Consider the following 21532-nt stretch of genomic DNA (forward strand, 5'->3'; position numbering starts at 1 on the left):
AGCCCTCCCATTGCATCAATTATTGATTTTGTAATAACTCTTTCGCTTTTAAAACTTGCGGATCGTCTTTCTGGATTTTTTCACGCAAAGCATCCATTAATTTATAGGTTGTATCACCGGAAATTGCACCGGTACGTTCAAGACCATGATCTCTTTGGAATTGAACGACCGCCGATTCAGTTGATGCGTCATAGGTTTCATCAATTGTGCCCACATTGTATCCAAGGGCATCAAGCATCAATTCCGCTGATTTCACATAGTTGGAAACGACGCCTCTTTTCAATTCCGTATTTGGATCAATATAAGTTGCACTGTAATATTCAGGGTATTGCACTTCCACATCCGGTTTGATTCCTTTTTCATGAATCCAATTGCCTTTCGGTGTCAACCATTTGCCTGTCGTATATTTTAAGTTTGAACCGTCCGGAAGCTGCGTCACCGTTTGGACAGTCCCTTTACCGAAGGATGTCAAACCTACAAGCGTTGCGCCTGCCGATTCTTTCAACGCGCCTGCGAGAATTTCCGATGCGGAAGCACTTCCGTTATCAATCAATACTATAATTGGATATTTGTATTTTTTGCCGCCTTCGCTTAAAACGACTTCCGGTTCCCCTTTGCGGCTCTGCAATTTGACAATCGTTTTTCCTTCATCAATAAATAGGTTGGAAATATCAATGGCCGCATTCAGATAACCGCCAGGATTTTGGCGAACATCCAAAATGATGCTCTTCATGCCTTCCGATTCGTATTGATCCAAAAGTTTTCTCAATTCGTCGGCTGTATTTTCACTGAATGATGTGATTTGAATGTGGGCGATTTTGTCATCCCCCATTTCTCCATAAACCGTTTCAATCGGAATATCATCACGGATAATGGTCATTTCAATTAAATCTTCGGAATTTCCACGTTTGATCGTCAACGTTACCGGAGTCCCTTTTTTCCCTCGAATCAAGAGCACCGCTTCCGTCGCGCTCATGCCTTGCAAGCTTTGTCCATCAACGGAAACAATGATATCTTCCGGCAACAGCCCCGCCTTTTCCGCTGGAGAATTTTTGATAGGAGAAACAACGACAATATTCCCGTTTCGTTCCTGGATTTCAGCGCCGATGCCTTGGAAGCTGGATGAGAGTTCGGAGTTGAACTGTTCCGCATCTTCTTTCTCCATATAATCGGAATATGGATCATCAAGGGCTTCAAACATGCCGTTGATGGCGCCATGGATAATCTTTTTATCGTCGATATCCGTATAATATTTTTCTTTCAATTCATCATAGGCATCATATAGTTGGGAAAATTCTTGCCTTTCAGTCGGAACTTCGACCACTTTCTTGTCTCCGAAAGTTAAAGCAAAGATTGTCAAACCGGCAGTAAATAATATAGTAAAGACCATCAGCATGATAAAATTGAACGGTTTTAACCGGATATATCGCTTAGCAGGTTTGTTTTGTTCTTGTTGCGGGTCTTTTTCTTGTTGCGTCTCTTTCTCTTGTTGATTTTGCTCTTCCATAAATTTCACCACTCTCATATACACTTTCTTATACGAACATTTCATATTTCATATTAACAGTTTCAAGCCATTACGAAAAGAAAAAGACTGTCAACATTTTATGACAGTCGACATATTTTCGGCTTCGTTGATTGGATGCGGAAAAAGTGGCCAATGATTCTGTCAAACCTGGTTCGTCGGCGAAAAATCAGGCTTCAATTGCAGCTTCCAAAGCAACATGGATCATGTCATTAAATGTTGTTTGTCTTTCTTCTGCAGTCGTAATTTCACCGGTCAAAATATGATCGGAAACGGTCAATACAGAAAGCGCTTGTCTGCCGAATTTTGCCGCCAACGTGTAGAGTGCGGCCGTTTCCATTTCCACCGCCAAAACACCGTAACGGGCCAGTTTTTCGTTTTGATTTTCTTCGGAGTAGAACATATCCGCAGTGAACACATTGCCGACCTTCAAATTCAACCCGGCTTTCAACCCGGCTTGATATGCTTTTAATAATAAATCAAAGTCGGCTGTTGGTGCATAATCGATTCCACGGAAAATGATTTCATTCATTTTGGAATCGGTGGAAGCGGACTGGGCCAAAATCACATCCCGCACTTTCACATCTTTTTGCAAAGCGCCGCAAGTGCCCACCCGGATCAATTTTTTCACACCGTATTCCTGCATCAATTCCGTAATGTAAATGGAAATCGATGGGACTCCCATGCCTGTCCCTTGCACGGAAACTTTGTGACCTTTGTACGTTCCCGTGAATCCGAACATATTGCGCACTTCATTATAACAAACCGCGTCTTCCAGGAAGTTCTCCGCAATATATTTCGCCCGCAGCGGATCTCCGGGAAGCAGCACAATGTCCGCAATTTCACCTTGTTTCGCATTAATATGAATACTCAATGGCTTTCCCTCATTTCAATGTATTCAAACTAAAATATACGTTTTTTTCAAAAATTATGCAATGATACTTTCCTCTTCATTCCCCCAAATTTTCTTTCGTACGGTAGATTTCCCAAAGTTCGTCGAAAGCGTTTGCCGATAAATCATCATCGGCCAAAGTTTCAATATAACTTGACAGCTCTTCAAAGGAATCGCTGACTTTGGGAAAACTGTGATCTTTGAACATTTTTTCTGCAAATCGGGTCTTTGGATCGGATAAATCCCCACCGCGAAAAGATAGTGCAAATTGATAAAAACTTTGACTCATTCGGTACCTCCTACCTATACAAACAAATTATCATTCTATAGGACTTTTTTTACATTTCATAGTAGAATAGATTTCGTGATTATGCTACATTGAAAACAGGAATTTTTAAAGGGGATGACTACAAAAATGACTGAAAATGTGCAGACACTGAAAAACAGCTCCAGGAAAAATGTTCAGCCAAAGGGTGGAAAAACGGAATCGAAAAGTGCTGTGAAAGGCCGTTTTTACCACACGATGCGTGGCAGAATTTTGCTCACCTTTTCGATTCTCATTGCAATCATCGTGATTATGCTTATTCTATCCTATATCAACATCACCAGACTACAACAAAGTTTAAATGATTTCTCGGATGTGAACTTGAAAGAACAAAGGGAAATATACCAACTATCCACCGAGATATCAAATTTGACGATTTATGAACAGGCTTTTCTCATTTATGGCGATGAAGAAAACTTAAATAAATATAGTGAGACGAAACAAACCATTGATAAAAAATTGACAGAACTTCTCACCACATTTGAAAACCGTCCTGAAGAAAAAAAACTGGTCGAATACATACATCAATTTTTCCGTACATATTTATACGCTTCCAGCGGCGTGATTGAGACACGGCAATATTACAGTTATGAACAAGCCGTCCGTTTGATGGAGAGAAGCGAAGGGCAAGCGATCAAAGGAAACATCGAAAAACACGCGGATGAATTATTAACATTATTGGAGTCGAAAAATGAACGGACAATCAAGGAAATTGAAACATTTGCCAATTATTCCCGGGTCGCATTCATCGGACTGTCCTCTTTGGCATTGGTGATCGCGATCATCTTCAGCTCCCTTCTATTGCGTTCCATCCGCATCAATACGAACAAAATCAATGATTCGATTTTGGATATTGCCCAAGCCGGCGGAGATTTGACTCGTCGGGTGAAAGTGGCGACAAAGGATGAATTTGCGGTTATTGCCAACTCAACAAACCTGTTGATTGAATCCATATCAACATTAGTCAGAAAAGTGGCAAACTTGGCTGAGCACGTTTCATCCAGCTCGCAGGAACTGATGGCTTTGGCGGAAGAAAATGCAATCGCCATTGATGAAATTGCCAGCTCCACCAATGAAATTGCCAATGATTCCAGCACAACGATCCATCGAATGAATGAAGCGGGAATGAAAATGAAAGCTTTGGAACAGTCGATGGTGGAATTGAACCAGGAAGCTTTTGAAGTTCAAAAAGCGGCAAAAGAAATGCAACTGGCCGCACAAAACGGCAGCAAATCGGTACAAGATTCCACAGAAGTCATACATTTCATTGAAAATACAATGAAAAGCACGACTTCAACGATTGAAACATTGGGACAAAAATCAAAAGATATCAATTCCATCATTTCAACCATCACCGCCATCGCGGAGCAGACGGATCTATTGGCGCTGAATGCGGCGATTGAAGCGGCCCGGGCTGGCGAACATGGAAAAGGCTTTGCCGTTGTAAGTAATGAAGTGAAGAAGTTGGCCATCCAATCCCAGGAAGCGGCAAAACAAGTGGCGGATATCGTCCACTCCATCCAAAATGAAATCGACACCATCGTTTCCCAAAATGCAAAAGGGGCTGAATCCATTTCCCGCGGTGTGAAAGTGACGGATGAGACGAACGAAGTATTGAACGATATCCTGACACAAACAAACAAGACAACAACCATCATCATTTCAATGGTGGAAAAAATCAGTTCCACTTTGGAAATTGTGAACGAGTTGACCTCATCTTTCAATGAAGTGAATGCCCTCAGCCAAAATACAAGCCACGCTACGGAAAAATCCGCCCAAGCGGCGATGCAAGGTTCGGCGTCGATGCAGGAAATCAACGCCAGCGCCGTGGAATTGGCGAAACAGGCGGATGATTTACGGAATCTTGTGAGTGAATTTAAAATTTAATCCGCCTGCCAACATAAAAAATTCGCTATTTTCTTCAGAAATAGCGAATTTTTTTTATTTTTGGATAGACTTTATATACAACAGGAAAATGTGGGAGATGGAAAAGGTGAGCAATTCAATAAAAATTGGGATTTTGCACATCATTTTTATCTGTATGACTTGTATCGGTTTAAAAAATCATATAACCGTCATTTCACCGGTTTTGGAAACGGCGAAACGGGATGGCTGGATCACTGTCCTTTTGGCCGGCATTGCCATATTTCCATGGATCTTATGGATTCTTTATATACAAAAAAAATCCCGGATGAAACCGTTGAAAACTTGGCTGACTGAAAGAATCGGCAAAGTGGGGGCAAAAATCCTATTATTCGGCCTTGTCATTTTTGCCTATTTCCTTGCCGCTTTCACTTTGAGAGAAACCATTCTTTGGATATCGTCCACCTTTTTAGAAAACACTCCCATCACTTTTTTGATTTTGATTTATATCATCGTATGTTTCCTGCTGGTTTCAACCAACATTCAAACAATCGTCACTGTGAATGCCTTCATACTCTTTTTCGTCATTATATTCGGTTTTTACGCAGCTTTCACCAATATGCAAGTGAAAAATTATGAACTTCTGCTTCCCATGCTGGAACACGGGTTGCGTCCAGTGTTGATATCCATGATTTTCCCCGCTTCAGGATTCATAGAATTGTTTTTGTTGCTCTTTTTGCAGCATTATTTTAAAAAACCTTTGAAATGGTATCATCTGGGTATTATCATGTTTTGTTTCATCGGTTTGACGATGGGGCCATTGATTGGCGCCATCGTGGAATTCGGGCCGGAAGAGGCTGCAAAGCAACATTATCCCGCTTATGAAGAATGGACATTGGTGTCCTTTGGCCGCTTCATTGAGCATATGGATTTTTTATCCGTTTATCAGTGGTTGGCAGGAACGTTCATTCGTGTCGGAATCATATTATTCATCGTTTGCGACATACTAAATTTCACAGGGCAGCCAAAGAAAATTTGGCTATATATGGTGCCGCCCTTCGTGATATTGAATTTCTCCCTGTTTCTTATTCAGGATGAAAATTTCCTGACATGGAACAATTATTATTTTCTGGAAATAACATTTCTGTTCTTTTTCCTGCTATCGATCATACTCATTTTGATCAGCATGTTGGATAAAAAAACTGTACGTCGCGACACCCAGCAAAATACGAAATGAAAGAAGTGAGTATGAATGAACATGGATGAAGCGGCCATCAATCTCGATACCTTGAAAAAGTTGTTCCAAAAATCCGAAGATGTGATTTTTTACCCTTTCCAAATCCAAAACGTTCCATTTACTTTGATTTTTTGCGAAGAAATGATCGATCAACAAATCCTGTTCAATTATATTTTGCCATCGATGGAAAAGTTCATCGAAAAAGTGGAACAGCAACTGAATGAAGATCTATTGCGGAAATTGCCTTTTCCCGAACTGAAAAAAACCGTTGAAAAAGAAGAGATTATTACGGATGTCTTTACCGGAAAACTGGCGATTTATATGGATGAATTGCAGGTGCTGTTCACTTGCAATATCGCCAAAAAACCGAACCGCAATCCGGAAGAGACCAAAATGGAAGTATTGATAAAAGGGCCGCGGGACAACTTTATTGAAAATGTTGCTACGAATATTGCCTTGATCCGGAAACGTCTCCCAACCAATTCTTTATGTGTGGAAAAAATCGTGATCGGAAAGAGATCGAAAACGACCGTGGCCATATTATACATGGAAGATATTACGAATAAGGAAATTGTCGAAGAAGTGAAAAAACTGCTTCAAAATGTTGAGACGGATATCCTTTTAAACGGCGATACGTTAATTGAACGAATTGATAAAAAACGATGGATGATGCCATGGACGAATGAAACCGGAAGACCGGATTTCGCCATCCAATCATTGATCCGGGGAAGAATCGTCATTTTAGTGGATGGTGTCAGTTACGCCATTATCACGCCGGTGAACTTCCCTTATTTGTTAAAAGCCGGGGAGGATTTTGAATACCCTATTTTGTTCAGCGCATTTGAGAGAGCGATGCGCTTGATCGGCGTTTTCATAGGGGTTACACTTCCCGCCTTTTGGCTTGCACTGACCACTTTTCATCAAAACCAGTTGCCCCTTCAACTGCTCGCAACCGTTGTTATTTCAAGCCATGGATTACCTTTTCCTGCATCGCTGGAAATGATTATACTGCTTTTGATGTTTGAAATGTTCCGGGAAGCGGGGATGAGATTTCCTACAGCCATCGGAAGCACGATCAGCGTGGTGGGCGGATTAATTATCGGAGATGCCGCCATCCGTGCCGGAATTACAAGTCCCGCGATGCTTGTGGTGATTGCTTTATCCTTTGTAGCCACTTTCACCATTGCCAACCAGTCATTGCTTACAATCATTACCGTTATCCGTTTTATTTTTATTATTTTCACATCCTTCTTTGGCCTTTTCGGATTTTTCATTTGCATCTTCCTGCTTATTATATACATTGCGAATATGCGGATTTTCGGAGTCCCTTACTTGAATTTTGCAGCGGATTTGGACTGGTCCACACTTGGCAAATCTTTGTTCCGTTTGTCTCCTAAAGAATATAAAGACAGGCCGGAAATGTTACGTCCAATTGATAATACAAGAACGAATGACGAGGGAAAACAATGAAGCAACTCAAAATGATTTTGATTATCGCAAGTTTGATCTTTCTTTCCGGTTGTTGGGATTCGGAAGAAAGTGTACGGATGCTTTACGTTCATGGGGTTGGAATCGATTATAAGGAAGATGAATTTCATGTGTACGTACAACTCGTCAGTTTTGCGAATGTGGCAAGATCCGAACAAATCAACCAGGATGTGATGCAGTCCGAAGTGGGGTTCATCAAAGGCAAAACCATTGATGAAGCGTTTGAAAAATTGTACAGAAGCGTTGATGAGAAATTGTTTTTCGGTCATTTGACTTTCTTGATTTTTAGTGAAGAGTTACTGAAAGAAGCGCATTTGAATGAAGTCCTCAATTCGTTTACAAGATATATCAATACCCGCTATCAAACATGGGTTTACGCAACGGATGAGCCATTGGAACAAATCTTTATTGAAACCCCTATTTTACGAAAAGCCATCACGCTGACGAAATTGGCCAACCCTTTAAATTCATATGAACAGGATTCTTTCATCGAACCGATCAATGTCCGGAAATTAATTATCCAATTAAATGAACCAAGCCATATTGTCCTGATGCCGTATGTGACGGAAAAAGAAAACTGGCATACGGAAAGAGGGGTTGATGCATCTTATAATATTGAAGGGGTAGCCCTTGTCACCCCAACAGGTTTCAAAGGGTATTTAAAAAAGGATGCTGCCAATGGGCTGCAATGGATAACAAACGAATCCATCACCAATTATTTGTCAACAAAAATAGATGGAAGCGACTTTACCTTTTCGAATAAAAATAAAAAAGTGAAAATCGTTCCGAAAGTGGATGGAACTAACGTCAAGTTCGACATCAACATTTCAGTGAGCACCATAGTGAACAGTTTTGATGTGAACGTATCGGAGAATGCGATCCGGCAAGCGGTTAAAAAAGGAATCGAAAAAGAAGTATTGGAAACTTATAAGTTGGGATTGGAAAAAAACAGCGATGTTTACCGCCTTTCAGAAGTTCTTTACCGGAAACATGTGGGCGTTTGGAAAAAACTCCAAAAAAACGGCGTCATTCCATTGACCGAAGATTCCGTCAATGTGAATGTGATCGTTGATAAAGTGAGAGCGGGAAGAACGATGTATAAAAATACAATCGATCATCCTTGATTCAAAATGAAAAGATGATCCGATACACTTTGCGGATCATCTTTTTTTTTCATTCTTTATCATTTTCAAACAGCTTTAAATATTCACCATAGCCTTCTTCTTCCAATTTTTCCTTAGGAATAAACCGCAACGAGGCGGAATTGATGCAATAACGGAGCCCCCCCAACGCCCGCGGTCCATCCGGAAATACATGGCCCAGATGGGAGTCCGCCGTTTTGCTGCGGACTTCAATGCGGCGCATGCCGTAAGATGTATCCAATTTTTCGACAATTTCATCCGGATCGATGGGTTTTGCAAAGCTCGGCCAGCCGCATCCCGCATCAAATTTGTCCTTTGAGCTGAACAGCGGCTTTCCGGAAACGATATCCACATAAATCCCTTCTTCAAAATGCTGGTCATATTCATTCTGATATGGGGGTTCTGTGCCATTTTGCTGCGTCACATAATATTGCATCGGCGTCAACTGTTTCAAACGTTCCTCTTTATTCATATAAATCCCCCCAATGCTGCTTGATAAATTGCGCTCTCCCTGATCCAACAAAATATCGTTCATAATCGAGCGGTTTTTTCTTATAAAAATCCTGATGAAACTCTTCCGCAGGATAAAAGGGTTTTGCGGGCAAAATTTTTACCGCTATCGGTTTGTCGAATTTCCCCGATTCTTCCAACCATTTTTTGTATTGTTCGGCAATGTTTTTTTGCTCTTCATTATGATAAAAAATGGCTGTTTGATAAGACTCTCCCCGATCATGGAATTGGCCGCCCGGATCAGTCGGATCAATCAATTTCCAGTATATCTCCACCAGTTGTTCATAAGGAATGACTTCCGGATCGAAAGTGATTTGCACCGCTTCCACATGCCCGGTTGTACCGGAACAAACTTGTTGATATGTAGGGTTTTCCACATGTCCACCTGTATAACCTGAAACGACTTTTTCAATCCCTTCAAGACGATCAAAAGGCTTGACCATACACCAAAAACACCCGCCAGCAAATGTAGCAAGTTCTTTTGACATCATACTCACTCCTATTGATTTGGTATTACGATTTCCAATTGAATTTGATTATTTTTCAAGTCAATCTCTTTCGCTTTTACCTTTGCACCGGAAGAAAGGGTTAAATTGGACAGATCGACAAAGATTTCTTTGGCATCGGGTCTGATAACCATCCATTCAGGAAATTGGACTGCCTGATCCAATAATTTCAATACCATCGAAGGAGGCAGATTTAAACTTCCTACATTCACTTCCGATTGGACCAAATGGATATTCCCATGTTCATTCACAACGGGATTGAATTTCATCAAAACAGGAACATTGTATCCAAATGCGACAATTTCACTGGATATCTGAATTGAATCATTAACCTCGATTTCCACCGGCAAAGCGGAATTTTTTAATTCTCGTTTGATATATTTTATCGCCAATTTTTCAAAATCATCCGCTGTCGTCTCCACATACAGGACACTATCCGTTTCCTTGGCTTCCGGTTCTTCCGCAGAAGGAACGGCCGTTTTCACTGGCGAAGTCGCCCAGTAAATGAGTAAAGCCAACAATAAGACGATCGCGCCGGATAATGTGAAAAAGGCGACTTTCCAAACATTCATTCTATGACACTCCTATCAATGGGCAAAAAAGATTTCTATTAACATTATCTTTTTTTATGCACCAAACTCTATAAAATATGATTGCTTTTTTAAACTTATTATAAATTTTGGAATAAATTAAATAAATTAAAACGCTTCCGAGAAAAAAGAAAAGTGTCCATCCCTCCGAAAATGGGAATCGACACTTTGGGCAGTGCTCTTTGGCCGGTTATTCCGCAAAGAACACCAAAGCAATGGCGCCCCGTCCTGCATGGGTGCTGATGATGGGCGAAGTGAATGTGACTTCAATATTATCAAATCCTGACTGTTCAATCAAATGTTTCAACGGAGTTCCGACATTGTCCATTCCACCGGCATGGGAAATAGAAACCGCTTTGACCGTTTTCCCGGAAGTATGTTTTGTAAACTCTTTGTACATATATTTAACCACTTGGCCATAACTTCTCATCTTGGAAACGGGCAAATACTCGCCTTCTTCCAAAACCGCAATGGGTTTGATGTTCAATAGGGAACCGAGAAGCGCCCTCCCCTTCCCTATCCGTCCGCCTTTGAGAAGATTTTTTAACGTCTCCAAGTAAATATACATTTTTGTGTTGGCCCGGACAAGTTCCAACCGCTTGATGATTTCATTGACAGATGCTCCGGCATCCCTCAAACGGGCGGCTTCCCGGACTTGAATCGCCATAGCGGTGGAAATGAACCGGGAGTCAAACACCGTTACATTGGCATTTGCCATCTCTGCTCCTTGGCGGGCGGATTGCAATGTGCCGCTTAATTTCCCGGCCACATGAATGGAAATGATTTCACCCCCAACGTTCCCCAATTGTTCATACACCTCTTGAAATCGGCCAGGTGCCGGCTGGGAACTCTTCGGCAATTCCTTTGCCTGATCCATCATATCCAAGAAAGGCTCCGGAGAAATATCCACCCCATCGACATAGGTCTTCCCGTCAATGTGCAAAGAGAGTGGCACGATATGAATATTTTTTCTTGCCGCTTCTTCCATTGAGATGTCGCATGAAGAATCCGTGACGATATGAATCTTTCCCACTGATACACTTCCTCTTGCTTAATTTGAATCATTATATAAATGGTTTTTATGGTTGTAAAGATGACAACTGTCATCACTTTCAACACAATTTCAAATATATGACAAATGATAGTGTTGCCGCTGCAAGTATTGGTATATCGTTATAGTCATTAGGAGGTTGATGAAATGAACAACATCGAAGCATTCGATTATAAAAACTGGAAAGAAGAATGTTGGAATGCCATCACCCACGGAATCGGATTTCTCTTCAGTATTCCTGCCTGTGTGATGTTAATTCTGTTGGCCGCCCATTCGGGAAGCGCCATCGAAATTGTCTCCTTTTCCATCTTTGGTTCTTCATTAATTATTTTGTTTTGCATGTCCACTTTATTACATAGCATGCCCGAAAAATATAAAAAGTTTTTCTCCATTCTCGATCATTCATCCATTTATGTATTAATCGCAGGAACCTATACGCCGTTTCTATTGATAGCCATCGGCGGAACCCTCGGACTCGTTCTCCTGTGCATCATTTGGGGGATCGCCATCTTCGGGATCGTATTTAAAAGCTTATTTATTCACCGGTTTGAAGCATTTTCCTTATTGTTGTATCTGGTGATGGGCTGGCTGATCATCTTTGCGGTTAAACCGCTTTTTGCATTCATCCATTTGGAAGGGTTTTGTGTCTTGCTTGCCGGCGGATTGTTTTTCACAATCGGTTCTATATTCTATGCATGGAGAAAGCTTCCATATAATCACGCGATATGGCATTTATTTGTGATTGCGGGTTGTGTTTGCATGGTGTATTGTGTGGCGGTGTATTTGTAATTTTTGGATCATTGGCGGCATGAGGCATTGATTAATGGCCAGTGGAATGGAACTTATCGCCACTCCGGAAAGATGACCGCCAGTGGAGAAAAAGTGCAATTGCTGAGGGCGATTATCGCCAAGCTGATGGAATAATCGCCCCTTTTGGAAAAATATTCGCCGAAGTTGTGAACTTAATCGCCTGCACGAGAAAAAGGGGCACTTGCTGTGGCCGTTAATCGCCGAAATTCGAAATTTAATCGCCGAACGAAAAATTTCATATCCTTCGATTTTCCAAAAAGAAAACAGAGCGTACACTTCCCGCTCTGTTTTCGTGCAATTATACCGGACTTACGCCATGTTTCCGTTCCGAGAATACAAGATATTTGGAAGCATAAGCATGCAGTCTTGCCGTCAACACTTGACGCAAATCGTTCGGCTCGATGACATCATCGACAATCAATTCGGAAGCCAACTTATAAATATCGATTTCTTCCCGGTATTCTTGGCGTTTTTGCTCGATGAAGGCCTGCTGCTCCTCTTTTGGAAGCTGGGCAATTTTATTTGCGTAAACCGCATTCACTGCCGCTTCAGGTCCCATTACGGCGATTTGTGCCGTTGTCAACGCAATTACGCAATCCGGCTCGAATGCAGGGCCTGCCATTGCATAAAGCCCGGCTCCATAGGCCTTTCTCACAATCACCGTAATTTTCGGCACGGTTGCTTCGCTCATGGCAAAAATCATTTTTGCACCATGGCGGATGATGCCTTGTCTTTCCACTTGAGTTCCGATCATGAACCCTGGAACGTCTGCCAAGAACACTAACGGAATATGGAAAGCATCGCAAAGATTGATGAATTTTGCGGCTTTATCGGCAGAATCGTGGAACAGCACGCCGCCTTTCACCCTTGGCTGGTTCGCAATGATTCCGACCGCTTGTCCATCAATCCGGGCAAAGCCGGTAATGAGTTCCGCCGCAAACAGTTTTTTCACTTCACAGAAGGAACCTTCATCAATGATTCGATCGATCAAATCATACATATTGAATGGCACGTTTTGATTTTTTGGAATGATTTCCTCAATCGTTTTTTCAAAGTTCGCAGGCAGTTTTGGCGCTTCCACCGGAGGCTTTTCCCGGTAATTATTCGGGAAATAGCTCAAATATTTTCTTGCGTATTCAATGGCTTCTTCTTCCGTTTTGGCAAGCACGTCGCCGCAGCCGGATACGGAGCAGTGCATTTTTGCTCCACCCATTGTTTCCAGATCCACTTTTTCTCCGATCACCATCTCCGCCATTCTCGGTGAACCTAAATACATGGATGCATTTCCTTCCACCATGATGACCACATCACAGAAAGCCGGTATGTAGGCACCACCCGCTGCAGAAGGCCCGAACAACAAGCAAACTTGCGGCACTTTTCCTGAAAGTTTCACCTGATTATAGAAAATGCGGCCAGCTCCACGGCGTCCCGGGAACATTTCCACTTGGTCCGTAATGCGGGCACCGGCAGAATCCACCAGGTAAATGATCGGGCAAGCCAGTTTTTCGGCCGTTTCTTGAATGCGCAAGATTTTTTCTACGGTTCTTTTCCCCCAGGATCCGGCTTTTACCGTGGAATCATTGGCCATAAAGCATACCGTTTGGCCATTGATTTTTCCAATCCCTGTCACCACGCCGTCCGCAGGCAAGTCGCCAGCCACACAGTTGGCGAATAGGCCGTCTTCGATTTGCACATCTTCATCAAGAAGCAGCTTTAAACGGTTGCGTACGAACAGTTTTCCTTGTTCTTTATTTTTTTGATGGTACTTTTCATGGCCACCTTTTTTGATTTCTTCTATTAAATCTGCGTGAGCCTTTTTTGTAACCGTATCACTCATGGATGAATCCTCCTTTGATTTGTGATGTGTCGCGGCTATCTTCCTTGATATTGTGGTTGTCGTTTTTCCTGGAACGCCACCAAACCTTCCAACCGGTCTTCCGTATGCAAAAGCTCATTGTAGGCAAGCTCTTCAATTTTAAGACCGGTTGTCAAATCCACCTCGATGCCTTTGTTGATGGCCACCTTTGCCTGAATCAATGATAACGGTGCGTTTTTGGCAATTTCCAAAGCGAGTTCCGTCGCTTTCTCAAGCAAAATTTCCTTGTCGTACACCGAATTGATCAAGCCGATTTCAAGGGCTTCATTCGCGGAAATTCTTCGTGCCGTGTATATAAGCTCTTTCGCTTTTCCGACCCCGATGATGCGAGGCAAACGCTGCGTTCCACCTGCACCAGGAATGATGCCGAGGGAAACTTCCGTCAGTCCCATTTTGGCTTCACTGCTGGCAATGCGAAGATCGCAAGCTAACGCGAGTTCGAGTCCTCCGCCAAAAGCGACGCCATTCATGACAGCGATAACCGGTTGCGGAAGAGCTTCCACCTGATTGACGGTGCTGCCGATGAGTTTGACCGTTTCCCTCACTTGCTGTTCATTCATGGTTTTCCGTTCTTTCAAGTCTGCACCGGCGCAGAACGCTTTTTCACCGCTGCCTGTGATCAACACCACACGGATTTCCCGGTTTTTGGAGATGGCAACCAAAGTTTCATTCAGTTCCTTCAATAGTTGAAGGGACATTGCATTGGCCGCTTCCGGACGGTTCAGTGTGATCAAACCGATTCCTTTTTCGATTTCGTTAAACTGTACGAGCGTTGTCAACGTTTGCGCTCCTTTCGTTTCTGGCAATTTCCAATTGTTTCGAAATGAGTTTCTTGCCGATTTTTTCTTCGATAAAGAAAGCCGAATCAATCAGCGCTTCCGGATTTACGCCGGTTTCAATGTTCATTGCGGTGAGCAGATAGTTCAAATCTTCCGTAGCCACATTGCCGCTCGCTCCTTTGGCATACGGACACCCTCCAAGACCACCCGTCGAACTGTCGAAAGTGGTGATGCCCATCTCCAACGATTTCACCACATTGGCAAGGGCTGTTCCTCTCGTGTCATGAAAGTGCATGGCAAAGAGTTGAGGCGGGAAATGCTTCAATAAAGTTTCCAATAAGCTTTCCACTTGGGTAGGTACGCCGACGCCGATCGTGTCGCCCAAAGAAATTTCATAAACGCCCATTTCCGCCAATCGATCAACGACTTTCAACACCTGCTCCGGTGCAACCGGCCCATCATACGGGCAGGCAATCACCGTCGATACGTAACCCCGTACTTTTAGATCCGCCTTTTTCGCCTCATCCACGACCTCTTTTAATACAGGGAAAGTTTCATCAATCGATTTATTGATATTGCTTTTGTTATGCCCTTCGCTGGCGGACATGAAAACGCTGATTTCATCCACATGGCAGTTGAATGCCCGTTCAAGGCCGCGAATATTCGGCACCAGCGCCGCATAAGTCACACCCGCTTCTCTTTTGATGGACTTTAGAACTTCTTCGCTGTCTGCCAATTGGGGAATCCACTTCGGATGAACGAAGGAGGATACTTCGATATAGGATAAACCGGTTTTGCTCAGCCGGTTGATCCAATCCACTTTTTCCTTTGTTTCAATAAAATTGGGCTCGTTTTGCAAACCATCCCTTGGCCCGACTTCTTTGATCGTCACTTTTGTCGGAAGCTTCATCCTTTTCCCCCTATTCGATTTCTAAAATGTCATCATCCACGTTGATAAAATCGCCTTCTTGCACAAAGATTTTCTTCACAACCCCATTTGCTTCCGCTGCAATCGGAATTTCCATTTTCATGGATTCCAAGATTACAACATCTTGTCCTTCTTGTACTTGTTCACCTTCTGATACGACGATTTTCCAAACTGTTCCTGCCATATTTGCTTTTACTAATGTTGCCATTATCATCAACCTCCAATTTTTCTATTCTTTAGGGAAAGGGATAGGGCGTTGATGGATGTGGGTGTTGGGCTGTTTGTTCAATTGGTGCGGATGTTTGCCCGTTTTGTGCGGATAAGTATCCATTTGGTGCGGATACATCCTCGTTTTGTGCGGATGGCCATCTTTTTTGTGCGTTTGCCACCTTGTTTTGTGCGGATAGCCATCTTTTTTGTGCGTTTGCCACCTTGTTTTGTGCGGATGGCCATCTTTTTTGTGCGTTTGCCACCTTGTTTTGTGCGGATGGCCATCCTTTTTGTGCGTTTGCCACCTTGTTTTGTGCGGATGGCCATCCTTTTTGTGCGTTTGCCACCTTGTTTTGTGCAGATGGCCATCCTTTTTGTGCGTTTGCCACCTTGTTTTGTGCGGATGGCCATCTTTTTTGTGCGTTTGCCACCTTGTTTTGTGCGGATGGCCATCCTTTTTGTGCGTTTGCCACCTTGTTTTGTGCGGATGGCCATCTTTTTTGTGCGTTTGCCACCTTGTTTTGTGCGGATGGCCATCCTTTTTGTGCGTTTGCCACCTTGTTTTGTGCAGATGGCCATCCTTTTTGTGCGTTTGCCACCTTGTTTTGTGCGGATGGCCATCTTTTTTGTGCGTTTGCCACCTTGTTTTGTGCGGATGGCCATCCTTTTCGTGCGGATAGCACCTTCATTCGCTCGGATAACACCACCGCTCGTGCACATCCCGCATAAGGCACTACCAAATCCACACCCTGCGTCCCAAACGCCCCTATTCTCTTTCCACTTCAAATTGCTTCATTTCCATTACTTTGTCACTTGGACTTCGGGTAAATAATATTCATCTACAAAACTTGTTGTAATATTGCCTTTAATAAATTCTTTGTGGCTGGCAATTTTTAATAACATCGGAATATTGGTTTTGATTCCTTCCACTTTGTACTGTTTTAATGCCTTCACTAAACGTTTGCATGCCTGTTCCCGCGTTTCGCCGTAGCAAATCAGCTTTCCAATCATCGGATCATAGAACGGGGTCACATTGGAACCTGACTCGACGGCGCAGTCATTGCGGATGCCTTCCCCTTCAGGCAATTCCAAAACCGAAATCGCTCCTGGAGAAGGATAAAATGTAACCGGATCTTCCGCATAGATTCGCGCTTCAATCGCATGCCCTTTGATTTGTAAAGAATCGCGGGAAATTTCTAACGGAAGTCCTTGGGCAATGCGGATTTGCTGTTCAACCAGATCCACGCCGGTGATTTCTTCCGTCACCGGGTGCTCCACTTGCAAGCGGGTATTCATTTCCAAGAAATAGAAATTCTCTTTCTCATCCACCAGAAACTCAATGGTTCCTGCATTGGTATAGCCGATATATTGTGCCGCCCGAACGGCCGCCTCCAGCATCTTTTCACGAGTCGTTTCAGAAAGGGTTGGGGACGGGGCTTCTTCAATGACTTTTTGATTGCGACGCTGGATGGAACATTCCCGTTCAAAAAGCGGCACGACGTTCCCATGAACATCGGCTATAATTTGAACTTCCACATGGTGCGGATTTTCGATGTATTTTTCGATATACATCGTTCCGTCGCCAAAGTAGGATTGTGCCCGCTTTTTATTGCCCTCAAAGGCTTTTGCAAGTTCTTCCTGGTTATGGATTCGCTGCATGCCGATGCCACCGCCGCCGCTAGAAGCTTTCAACATTAACGGATAACCGATTTCCTCTGCCACTTTGATCGCTTCTTCCACGCTTTCGATTGCCACATTGACGCCCTCGATGATCGGCACTCCCGCTTCCTTCATCTTGATTCTCGCTTCCAGCTTGCTTCCCATTGCGGCAATGACTTCATGTTTTGGTCCAATGAAGACAATGCCCTCTTCCTCGCAGCGTTTGGCAAAATTCGGATTTTCAGAAAGCAAGCCGTAGCCTGGATGAATGGCATCAACATTCGCCTTTTTCGCCACTTCTATGATTTTCTCAATATTTAAGTAGCTTAAGGCAACGGGAGGTTTACCGATTTCATAGGCTTCATCCGCTTCTCTTACGAAAATGGCATCCCGGTCCGCCTCCGAATACACTGCAACCGTTTGAATGTTCAATTTTTTGCAGGTACGAATCACTCTTCTAGCAATTTCTCCGCGGTTTGCGATTAAAATTTTCTTAAACATCGGCATACTACTCCTTCCCATACCGTTTAGTGCTTTTTTTGTACAAGTTTTGCAATCGCTCGAAAGAACGCCGATTGCTTTCATCAATGAACCAGTTTTGCAGTGAATTGCTCCCTCAATTTGAACTTCTGAATTTTACCGGATGCTGTCATTGGATATTGATCCACAAAGAAGATATATCTCGGGATTTTGTGTTTTGAAATCTTCCCTTCGCAGAACTCGCGAATTTCTTCGGCGGTTGCCGTTTCGCCTTGTTTCAAGATGATGAAAGCAGCCACTTCTTCCCCGTATTTTTCATCAGGCACGCCAACTATCTGCACATCATAGATTTTTGGATTTTTATATAGGAATTCCTCGATCTCCCGCGGATAAATGTTTTCCCCTCCACGGATGATCATATCTTTCAGGCGGCCTGTAATACGGACATAGCCGTTTTCATCCATCGTGGCCAAATCTCCGGTGTGCAGCCAATTGTCTTCATCAATGGCTTCGCTTGTCGCTTCCGGATTTTTATAATATCCTTTCATCACGTGGTAACCACGCGTGCAAAGTTCGCCTTGTGTATTTGGCGGCACTTCTTTTCCTGTTGTCGGATCGATGATTTTCACTTCCACGTTCGGCAAAGCGCGGCCAACAGATCCCACTTTCAACTCAAACGGATCATCTGTGCGCGTTTGCGTAATCACCGGGGAAGATTCCGTCTGTCCGTAGCAAATCGTAATATCTTTCATATTCATTTTTTGGATGACGGATTTCATGAGCTCTTCCGGACAGTTGGAACCGGCCATGACTCCGGTACGCAAAGTGGATAAATCGAATTCATCAAAATTCGGCAAGTTCAATTCGCTGATGAACATGGTCGGTACGCCATGAAGAGCTGTACATTTTTCTTTTTCCACCGTTTTTAATACTTCCACCGGGTTGTATTCCTGAATCGGTACCATTGTACCGCCGGCAGAAACGATGGCCATCGTACCAATCACACATCCGAAACAGTGGAAGAATGGAACAGGGATGCATAGGCGGTCTTCATGCGTCAATTTCATGCATTCGGCAATGTTGATAGCATTGTTGACGATGTTGTAGTGTGTCAACATGACGCCTTTCGGAAAGCCTGTTGTTCCGGAAGTGTACTGCAAGTTGATGACATCATCATAATGAAGTGCAGCTTTTCTTTTATCCAATTCTTCATCCGATACTTGTTCCGCCAATTTAATGACATCATTCCAGTTGTAAACGCCATCGAATTGTTTTTCGCTGATAATGATGACATTTTTTAACATCGGCAAACGTTTTGATTTCAGTTCGCCAGGTTTACATGTTTTTAACTCTGGGCAGATTTCGTATACTGTATCGATGAAGCGATGGTCTTTGTATTGTTCAATCAGGATCAGTGTTTGGGAATCGGATTGTTTCAATAAATATTCCAATTCCGCAGTACGGTAGTTCGTATTCACTGTCACGAGCGGTGCCCCCATTTTTCCAGTGGCAAATTGAAGTGCCACCCATTCAGGCACATTCGTTGTCCAAACGGCGATATGGTCTCCCTTTTGGATGCCAAGAGCCATCAATGCTTTCGCCACTTGATCGGACCACGCATTAAATTCCTGGTATGTCAGCCTCAAATTGCGGTCGGAATAGACTACCGCTTCCTTGTTTGGATATTTTTCCGCTTGCTCCTCCAATAATTGACCGATAGTTTTATAAACGAGATCAGCCATTCCATTCCTCCTTTATATCCTTATTAGCACCCAATTAATCTTGAAATCACAAGGCGTTGAACTTCGGAAGTACCTTCACCAATTTCCATCAGTTTGATGTCCCGTAAATGTCTTTCCACATCGTACTCTTTCATGTAACCGTAACCGCCATGAATTTGAATGGCCTGATTACATACTCTGAAGCCCATTTCCGATGCGAAAAGTTTCGCAAATGCCGCCTCCTTTCCGAAAGGTTTATTGTTGTCTTTCAGCCACGCAGCTTTATATACCATGTTGCGGGCCAATTCTATTTCCATGGCCATATCAGCCAATTTGAACTGAATAGCCTGGAATTTGGAAATCGGTTGTCCAAACTGATATCTTTCTTTTGCATATTTCAACGCTTTTTCATAAGCGGCTTGCGCAATCCCTACCGATAAGGCGGCGATGGAAATCCGTCCGCCGTCCAACGTTTTCAGGAACTGGCTGTATCCACGTTTCGGGTCGCCCAATACATTTTCTTTTGGCACGCGGACATTTTCCAAAACAATTTCACAAGTGTTGGAAGCACGTACCCCCATTTTGTCGTAATCGCAACGGATGGTTACCCCTTCAGCATCAGTCGGAACGATGAAGGACGTGATGATTTTCTTTCCGTCTTCCCTTTCTCCGGTAACCGCGGTTACAATCACTTGTCTTGCGTATCCGGCATTTGTAATGAAACATTTTTCGCCGTTGATGATGTATTCATCGCCCACCAGTTCAGCTTTTGTTCTTGTTCCACCGGCGTCTGAACCTGCATTCGGCTCTGTCAACCCGAATGAACCGAGAGCTTCTCCTTTGGCCATCGGAACGAGCCATTTTTGTTTTTGCTCCTCTGTTCCGAAATAATAGATTGGTGAAGCGCCCAAACTGATGGCCGCTGCATAGCTGAGCCCAGTGCCGCCACAGGCTTTTCCGATTTCTTCGACGGCAATGACATAGGAAATCGTATCTCCACCTGAACCTCCGTATTCTTCAGGAAACGGAATCCCCAGAAGTCCAAGCTCCCCCATTTTTTTGAACGTTTCGATTGGGAATGTGGAGTTTTCATCATGTTCTCTTGCATAAGGTTTAATTTCCTGTTCTGCAAAATCTCTTACCATTTCTTGAATCATCAATTGTTCCTTTGTTAGTTCAAAATTCATGAACATTTCCCCCTATCATAAAAACCGACTAGTCGGTTTGTTTTTGACCAACAGGTGCCAGTAACTGCCCCAATTGTTCCGCCTCTTGTAAACCTTGCTCTGTCACGATGGAGCGAATAATCATATCTTTGAAAATGGCTGTAATTTCTTCCATTGTCAGCGGACCGTCCTGCTTGAACCATTTGTATGTCCAATTGACCATTCCAATCATCGCCATCGTAACAATGTTGGTCGGCAATTCTTTGCGGAAGTCGCCGCTTTCCTGCCCTTCGGCGATGACCTTTTCAAGCAATTTCCGGTAGCGGTCCCTTTTCTCGTTGATGATTTGCTTAAATTCATCATTCAAATAGTTGCTTTCTTCATAAAATACGGTGATGTAGGGCTTATACATGTCGAACACCTTGATGAATGAGTGCAAAATTGCCGCAAGTCTTGAGATGGGCGTTTGATTTTCAGCGTAGGAATGTTCCGCTTTTTCAATCACATAGGATATAAAGACATCATGGATTTCATATAAAAGTTCATCTTTGGATTTGTAATTGTGATAAAAACCGCCTTTGGACGTGCCTGCTTCCGACACGATTTTGTCGACGGTGACTCCGTGATAACCATGTTGCTGAAATAAGTGCAGCGATGTTTCCAGGATCCGTTCTTTCAATGGTTTTTTCATTTTTTACCGCCTTTCGGTATCACGCATTAAACATAATTGGACGTTAGTAGAAATATATTTATTTTTCTAGCATTTTATGACAT

The 21532-nt window shown here is 43.2% G+C and carries 22 protein-coding genes; 6 read left to right on the top strand and 16 right to left on the bottom strand.

The annotated features are described in order from the left end of the window. Positions 1-19: 19 nt before the first annotated feature. From NST13_RS03700 to NST13_RS03710, 3 genes are all read right to left on the bottom strand, one after another. Entirely contained in the window at positions 20-1507 is a 1488-nt protein-coding gene (locus NST13_RS03700) for a S41 family peptidase (protein ID WP_342581815.1), read from the bottom strand. 187 nt (positions 1508-1694) lie between these two features. Beyond that, on the bottom strand, positions 1695-2399 hold the full coding sequence (gene deoD, locus NST13_RS03705; RefSeq protein ID WP_342469351.1) for a purine-nucleoside phosphorylase: 705 nt from the start codon (positions 2397-2399) through the stop codon (positions 1695-1697). A 76-nt stretch (positions 2400-2475) separates the two neighbouring features. Continuing rightward, positions 2476-2706, bottom strand: a complete 231-nt coding sequence (locus NST13_RS03710) for a YozE family protein (RefSeq protein ID WP_342469350.1) — start codon at positions 2704-2706, stop codon at positions 2476-2478. Positions 2707-2832: 126 nt separating this feature from the next. Between NST13_RS03710 and NST13_RS03715 the strand changes: the two genes are divergently transcribed. The 4 genes from NST13_RS03715 (at position 2833) to NST13_RS03730 (ending at position 8454) form a co-directional block, all read left to right on the top strand. Further along, positions 2833-4629: a methyl-accepting chemotaxis protein gene (locus NST13_RS03715; RefSeq protein ID WP_342469349.1), complete on the top strand. Its 1797-nt coding sequence runs from the start codon at positions 2833-2835 to the stop codon at positions 4627-4629. 106 nt (positions 4630-4735) lie between these two features. After that, positions 4736-5842 (top strand): endospore germination permease, encoded by a 1107-nt coding sequence (locus NST13_RS03720; protein ID WP_342581448.1) that lies wholly within the window; start codon positions 4736-4738, stop codon positions 5840-5842. 15 nt (positions 5843-5857) lie between these two features. Next, positions 5858-7312 carry a spore germination protein gene (locus NST13_RS03725; RefSeq protein WP_342581449.1) on the top strand — a complete coding sequence of 485 codons (1455 nt, stop codon included), beginning with the start codon at positions 5858-5860 and terminating at the stop codon, positions 7310-7312. After that, the gene (locus tag NST13_RS03730) at positions 7309-8454 is read left to right on the top strand and encodes a Ger(x)C family spore germination protein (protein ID WP_342469346.1); all 1146 of its coding nucleotides are present in this window, start codon (positions 7309-7311) and stop codon (positions 8452-8454) included. The genes NST13_RS03725 and NST13_RS03730 overlap by 4 nt, the downstream gene beginning before the upstream one ends. A gap of 49 nt (positions 8455-8503) precedes the next feature. Here the strand turns inward: NST13_RS03730 and msrB are convergent, their stop codons facing one another. The 4 genes from msrB to NST13_RS03750 form a co-directional block, all read right to left on the bottom strand. Beyond that, positions 8504-8950, bottom strand: coding sequence for a peptide-methionine (R)-S-oxide reductase MsrB (gene msrB, locus NST13_RS03735; RefSeq protein WP_342471297.1), 447 nt, complete (start codon positions 8948-8950; stop codon positions 8504-8506). Beyond that, the gene (msrA, locus tag NST13_RS03740; protein ID WP_342581450.1) at positions 8937-9470 is read right to left on the bottom strand and encodes a peptide-methionine (S)-S-oxide reductase MsrA; all 534 of its coding nucleotides are present in this window, start codon (positions 9468-9470) and stop codon (positions 8937-8939) included. The genes msrB and msrA overlap by 14 nt, the downstream gene beginning before the upstream one ends. An 11-nt stretch (positions 9471-9481) precedes the next feature. Then, entirely contained in the window at positions 9482-10060 is a 579-nt protein-coding gene (locus tag NST13_RS03745; protein WP_342469344.1) for a YpmS family protein, read from the bottom strand. Between the two features lie 208 nt (positions 10061-10268). After that, positions 10269-11111: a DegV family protein gene (locus tag NST13_RS03750; protein WP_342581451.1), complete on the bottom strand. Its 843-nt coding sequence runs from the start codon at positions 11109-11111 to the stop codon at positions 10269-10271. A gap of 165 nt (positions 11112-11276) precedes the next feature. Between NST13_RS03750 and NST13_RS03755 the strand changes: the two genes are divergently transcribed. Beyond that, complete coding sequence (locus NST13_RS03755; RefSeq protein WP_342581452.1) at positions 11277-11918, top strand: hemolysin III family protein; 642 nt, start codon at positions 11277-11279, stop codon at positions 11916-11918. 3 nt (positions 11919-11921) lie between these two features. Beyond that, positions 11922-12053 (top strand): hypothetical protein, encoded by a 132-nt coding sequence (locus NST13_RS03760; protein ID WP_342469341.1) that lies wholly within the window; start codon positions 11922-11924, stop codon positions 12051-12053. Positions 12054-12237: 184 nt separating this feature from the next. Here the strand turns inward: NST13_RS03760 and NST13_RS03765 are convergent, their stop codons facing one another. The 9 genes from NST13_RS03765 to NST13_RS03805 all read right to left on the bottom strand — a co-directional run bounded on the left by NST13_RS03765 (position 12238) and on the right by NST13_RS03805 (position 21449). Continuing rightward, complete coding sequence (locus tag NST13_RS03765) at positions 12238-13776, bottom strand: acyl-CoA carboxylase subunit beta (RefSeq protein WP_342581453.1); 1539 nt, start codon at positions 13774-13776, stop codon at positions 12238-12240. A 35-nt stretch (positions 13777-13811) separates the two neighbouring features. Next, positions 13812-14594, bottom strand: coding sequence for an enoyl-CoA hydratase (locus tag NST13_RS03770; protein ID WP_342469339.1), 783 nt, complete (start codon positions 14592-14594; stop codon positions 13812-13814). Continuing rightward, entirely contained in the window at positions 14572-15504 is a 933-nt protein-coding gene (locus NST13_RS03775; protein WP_342469338.1) for a hydroxymethylglutaryl-CoA lyase, read from the bottom strand. Before NST13_RS03775 ends, NST13_RS03770 begins: the two co-directional genes overlap by 23 nt. 10 nt (positions 15505-15514) lie before the next feature. After that, on the bottom strand, positions 15515-15730 hold the full coding sequence (locus NST13_RS03780; RefSeq protein ID WP_342469337.1) for an acetyl-CoA carboxylase biotin carboxyl carrier protein subunit: 216 nt from the start codon (positions 15728-15730) through the stop codon (positions 15515-15517). A gap of 77 nt (positions 15731-15807) precedes the next feature. After that, a complete protein-coding gene (locus NST13_RS03785; protein WP_342581454.1) occupies positions 15808-16518 on the bottom strand; it encodes a hypothetical protein in 711 nt (236 codons plus the stop codon). Between the two features lie 15 nt (positions 16519-16533). Further along, on the bottom strand, positions 16534-17892 hold the full coding sequence (locus tag NST13_RS03790; RefSeq protein WP_342581455.1) for an acetyl-CoA carboxylase biotin carboxylase subunit: 1359 nt from the start codon (positions 17890-17892) through the stop codon (positions 16534-16536). An 83-nt stretch (positions 17893-17975) separates the two neighbouring features. Further along, positions 17976-19613, bottom strand: coding sequence for an AMP-binding protein (locus NST13_RS03795; RefSeq protein WP_342469334.1), 1638 nt, complete (start codon positions 19611-19613; stop codon positions 17976-17978). Between the two features lie 23 nt (positions 19614-19636). After that, entirely contained in the window at positions 19637-20779 is a 1143-nt protein-coding gene (locus NST13_RS03800; protein ID WP_342581456.1) for an acyl-CoA dehydrogenase, read from the bottom strand. Positions 20780-20807: 28 nt separating this feature from the next. Continuing rightward, positions 20808-21449, bottom strand: a complete 642-nt coding sequence (locus NST13_RS03805; RefSeq protein WP_342581457.1) for a TetR/AcrR family transcriptional regulator — start codon at positions 21447-21449, stop codon at positions 20808-20810. Between the last annotated feature and the right edge of the window lie 83 nt (positions 21450-21532).

Origin of the sequence: Ureibacillus sp. FSL W7-1570, from assembly GCF_038593265.1 — a bacterium.
Classification (GTDB): Bacteria; Bacillota; Bacilli; order Bacillales_A; family Planococcaceae; genus Ureibacillus; species Ureibacillus suwonensis.

Coding starts and splice junctions, on each gene's coding strand:
- NST13_RS03700 (WP_342581815.1), bottom strand. CDS start 1,507: ATGGAAGAGCAAAATCAACAAGAGAAAGAGACGCAACAAGAAAAAGAC.
- NST13_RS03710 (WP_342469350.1), bottom strand. CDS start 2,706: ATGAGTCAAAGTTTTTATCAATTTGCACTATCTTTTCGCGGTGGGGAT.
- NST13_RS03715 (WP_342469349.1), top strand. CDS start 2,833: ATGACTGAAAATGTGCAGACACTGAAAAACAGCTCCAGGAAAAATGTT.
- NST13_RS03725 (WP_342581449.1), top strand. CDS start 5,858: ATGAACATGGATGAAGCGGCCATCAATCTCGATACCTTGAAAAAGTTG.
- NST13_RS03730 (WP_342469346.1), top strand. CDS start 7,309: ATGAAGCAACTCAAAATGATTTTGATTATCGCAAGTTTGATCTTTCTT.
- msrA (WP_342581450.1), bottom strand. CDS start 9,470: ATGTCAAAAGAACTTGCTACATTTGCTGGCGGGTGTTTTTGGTGTATG.
- NST13_RS03745 (WP_342469344.1), bottom strand. CDS start 10,060: ATGAATGTTTGGAAAGTCGCCTTTTTCACATTATCCGGCGCGATCGTC.
- NST13_RS03755 (WP_342581452.1), top strand. CDS start 11,277: ATGAACAACATCGAAGCATTCGATTATAAAAACTGGAAAGAAGAATGT.
- NST13_RS03765 (WP_342581453.1), bottom strand. CDS start 13,776: ATGAGTGATACGGTTACAAAAAAGGCTCACGCAGATTTAATAGAAGAA.
- NST13_RS03775 (WP_342469338.1), bottom strand. CDS start 15,504: ATGAAGCTTCCGACAAAAGTGACGATCAAAGAAGTCGGGCCAAGGGAT.
- NST13_RS03780 (WP_342469337.1), bottom strand. CDS start 15,730: ATGGCAACATTAGTAAAAGCAAATATGGCAGGAACAGTTTGGAAAATC.
- NST13_RS03790 (WP_342581455.1), bottom strand. CDS start 17,892: ATGTTTAAGAAAATTTTAATCGCAAACCGCGGAGAAATTGCTAGAAGA.
- NST13_RS03795 (WP_342469334.1), bottom strand. CDS start 19,613: ATGGCTGATCTCGTTTATAAAACTATCGGTCAATTATTGGAGGAGCAA.
- NST13_RS03800 (WP_342581456.1), bottom strand. CDS start 20,779: ATGAATTTTGAACTAACAAAGGAACAATTGATGATTCAAGAAATGGTA.
- NST13_RS03805 (WP_342581457.1), bottom strand. CDS start 21,449: ATGAAAAAACCATTGAAAGAACGGATCCTGGAAACATCGCTGCACTTA.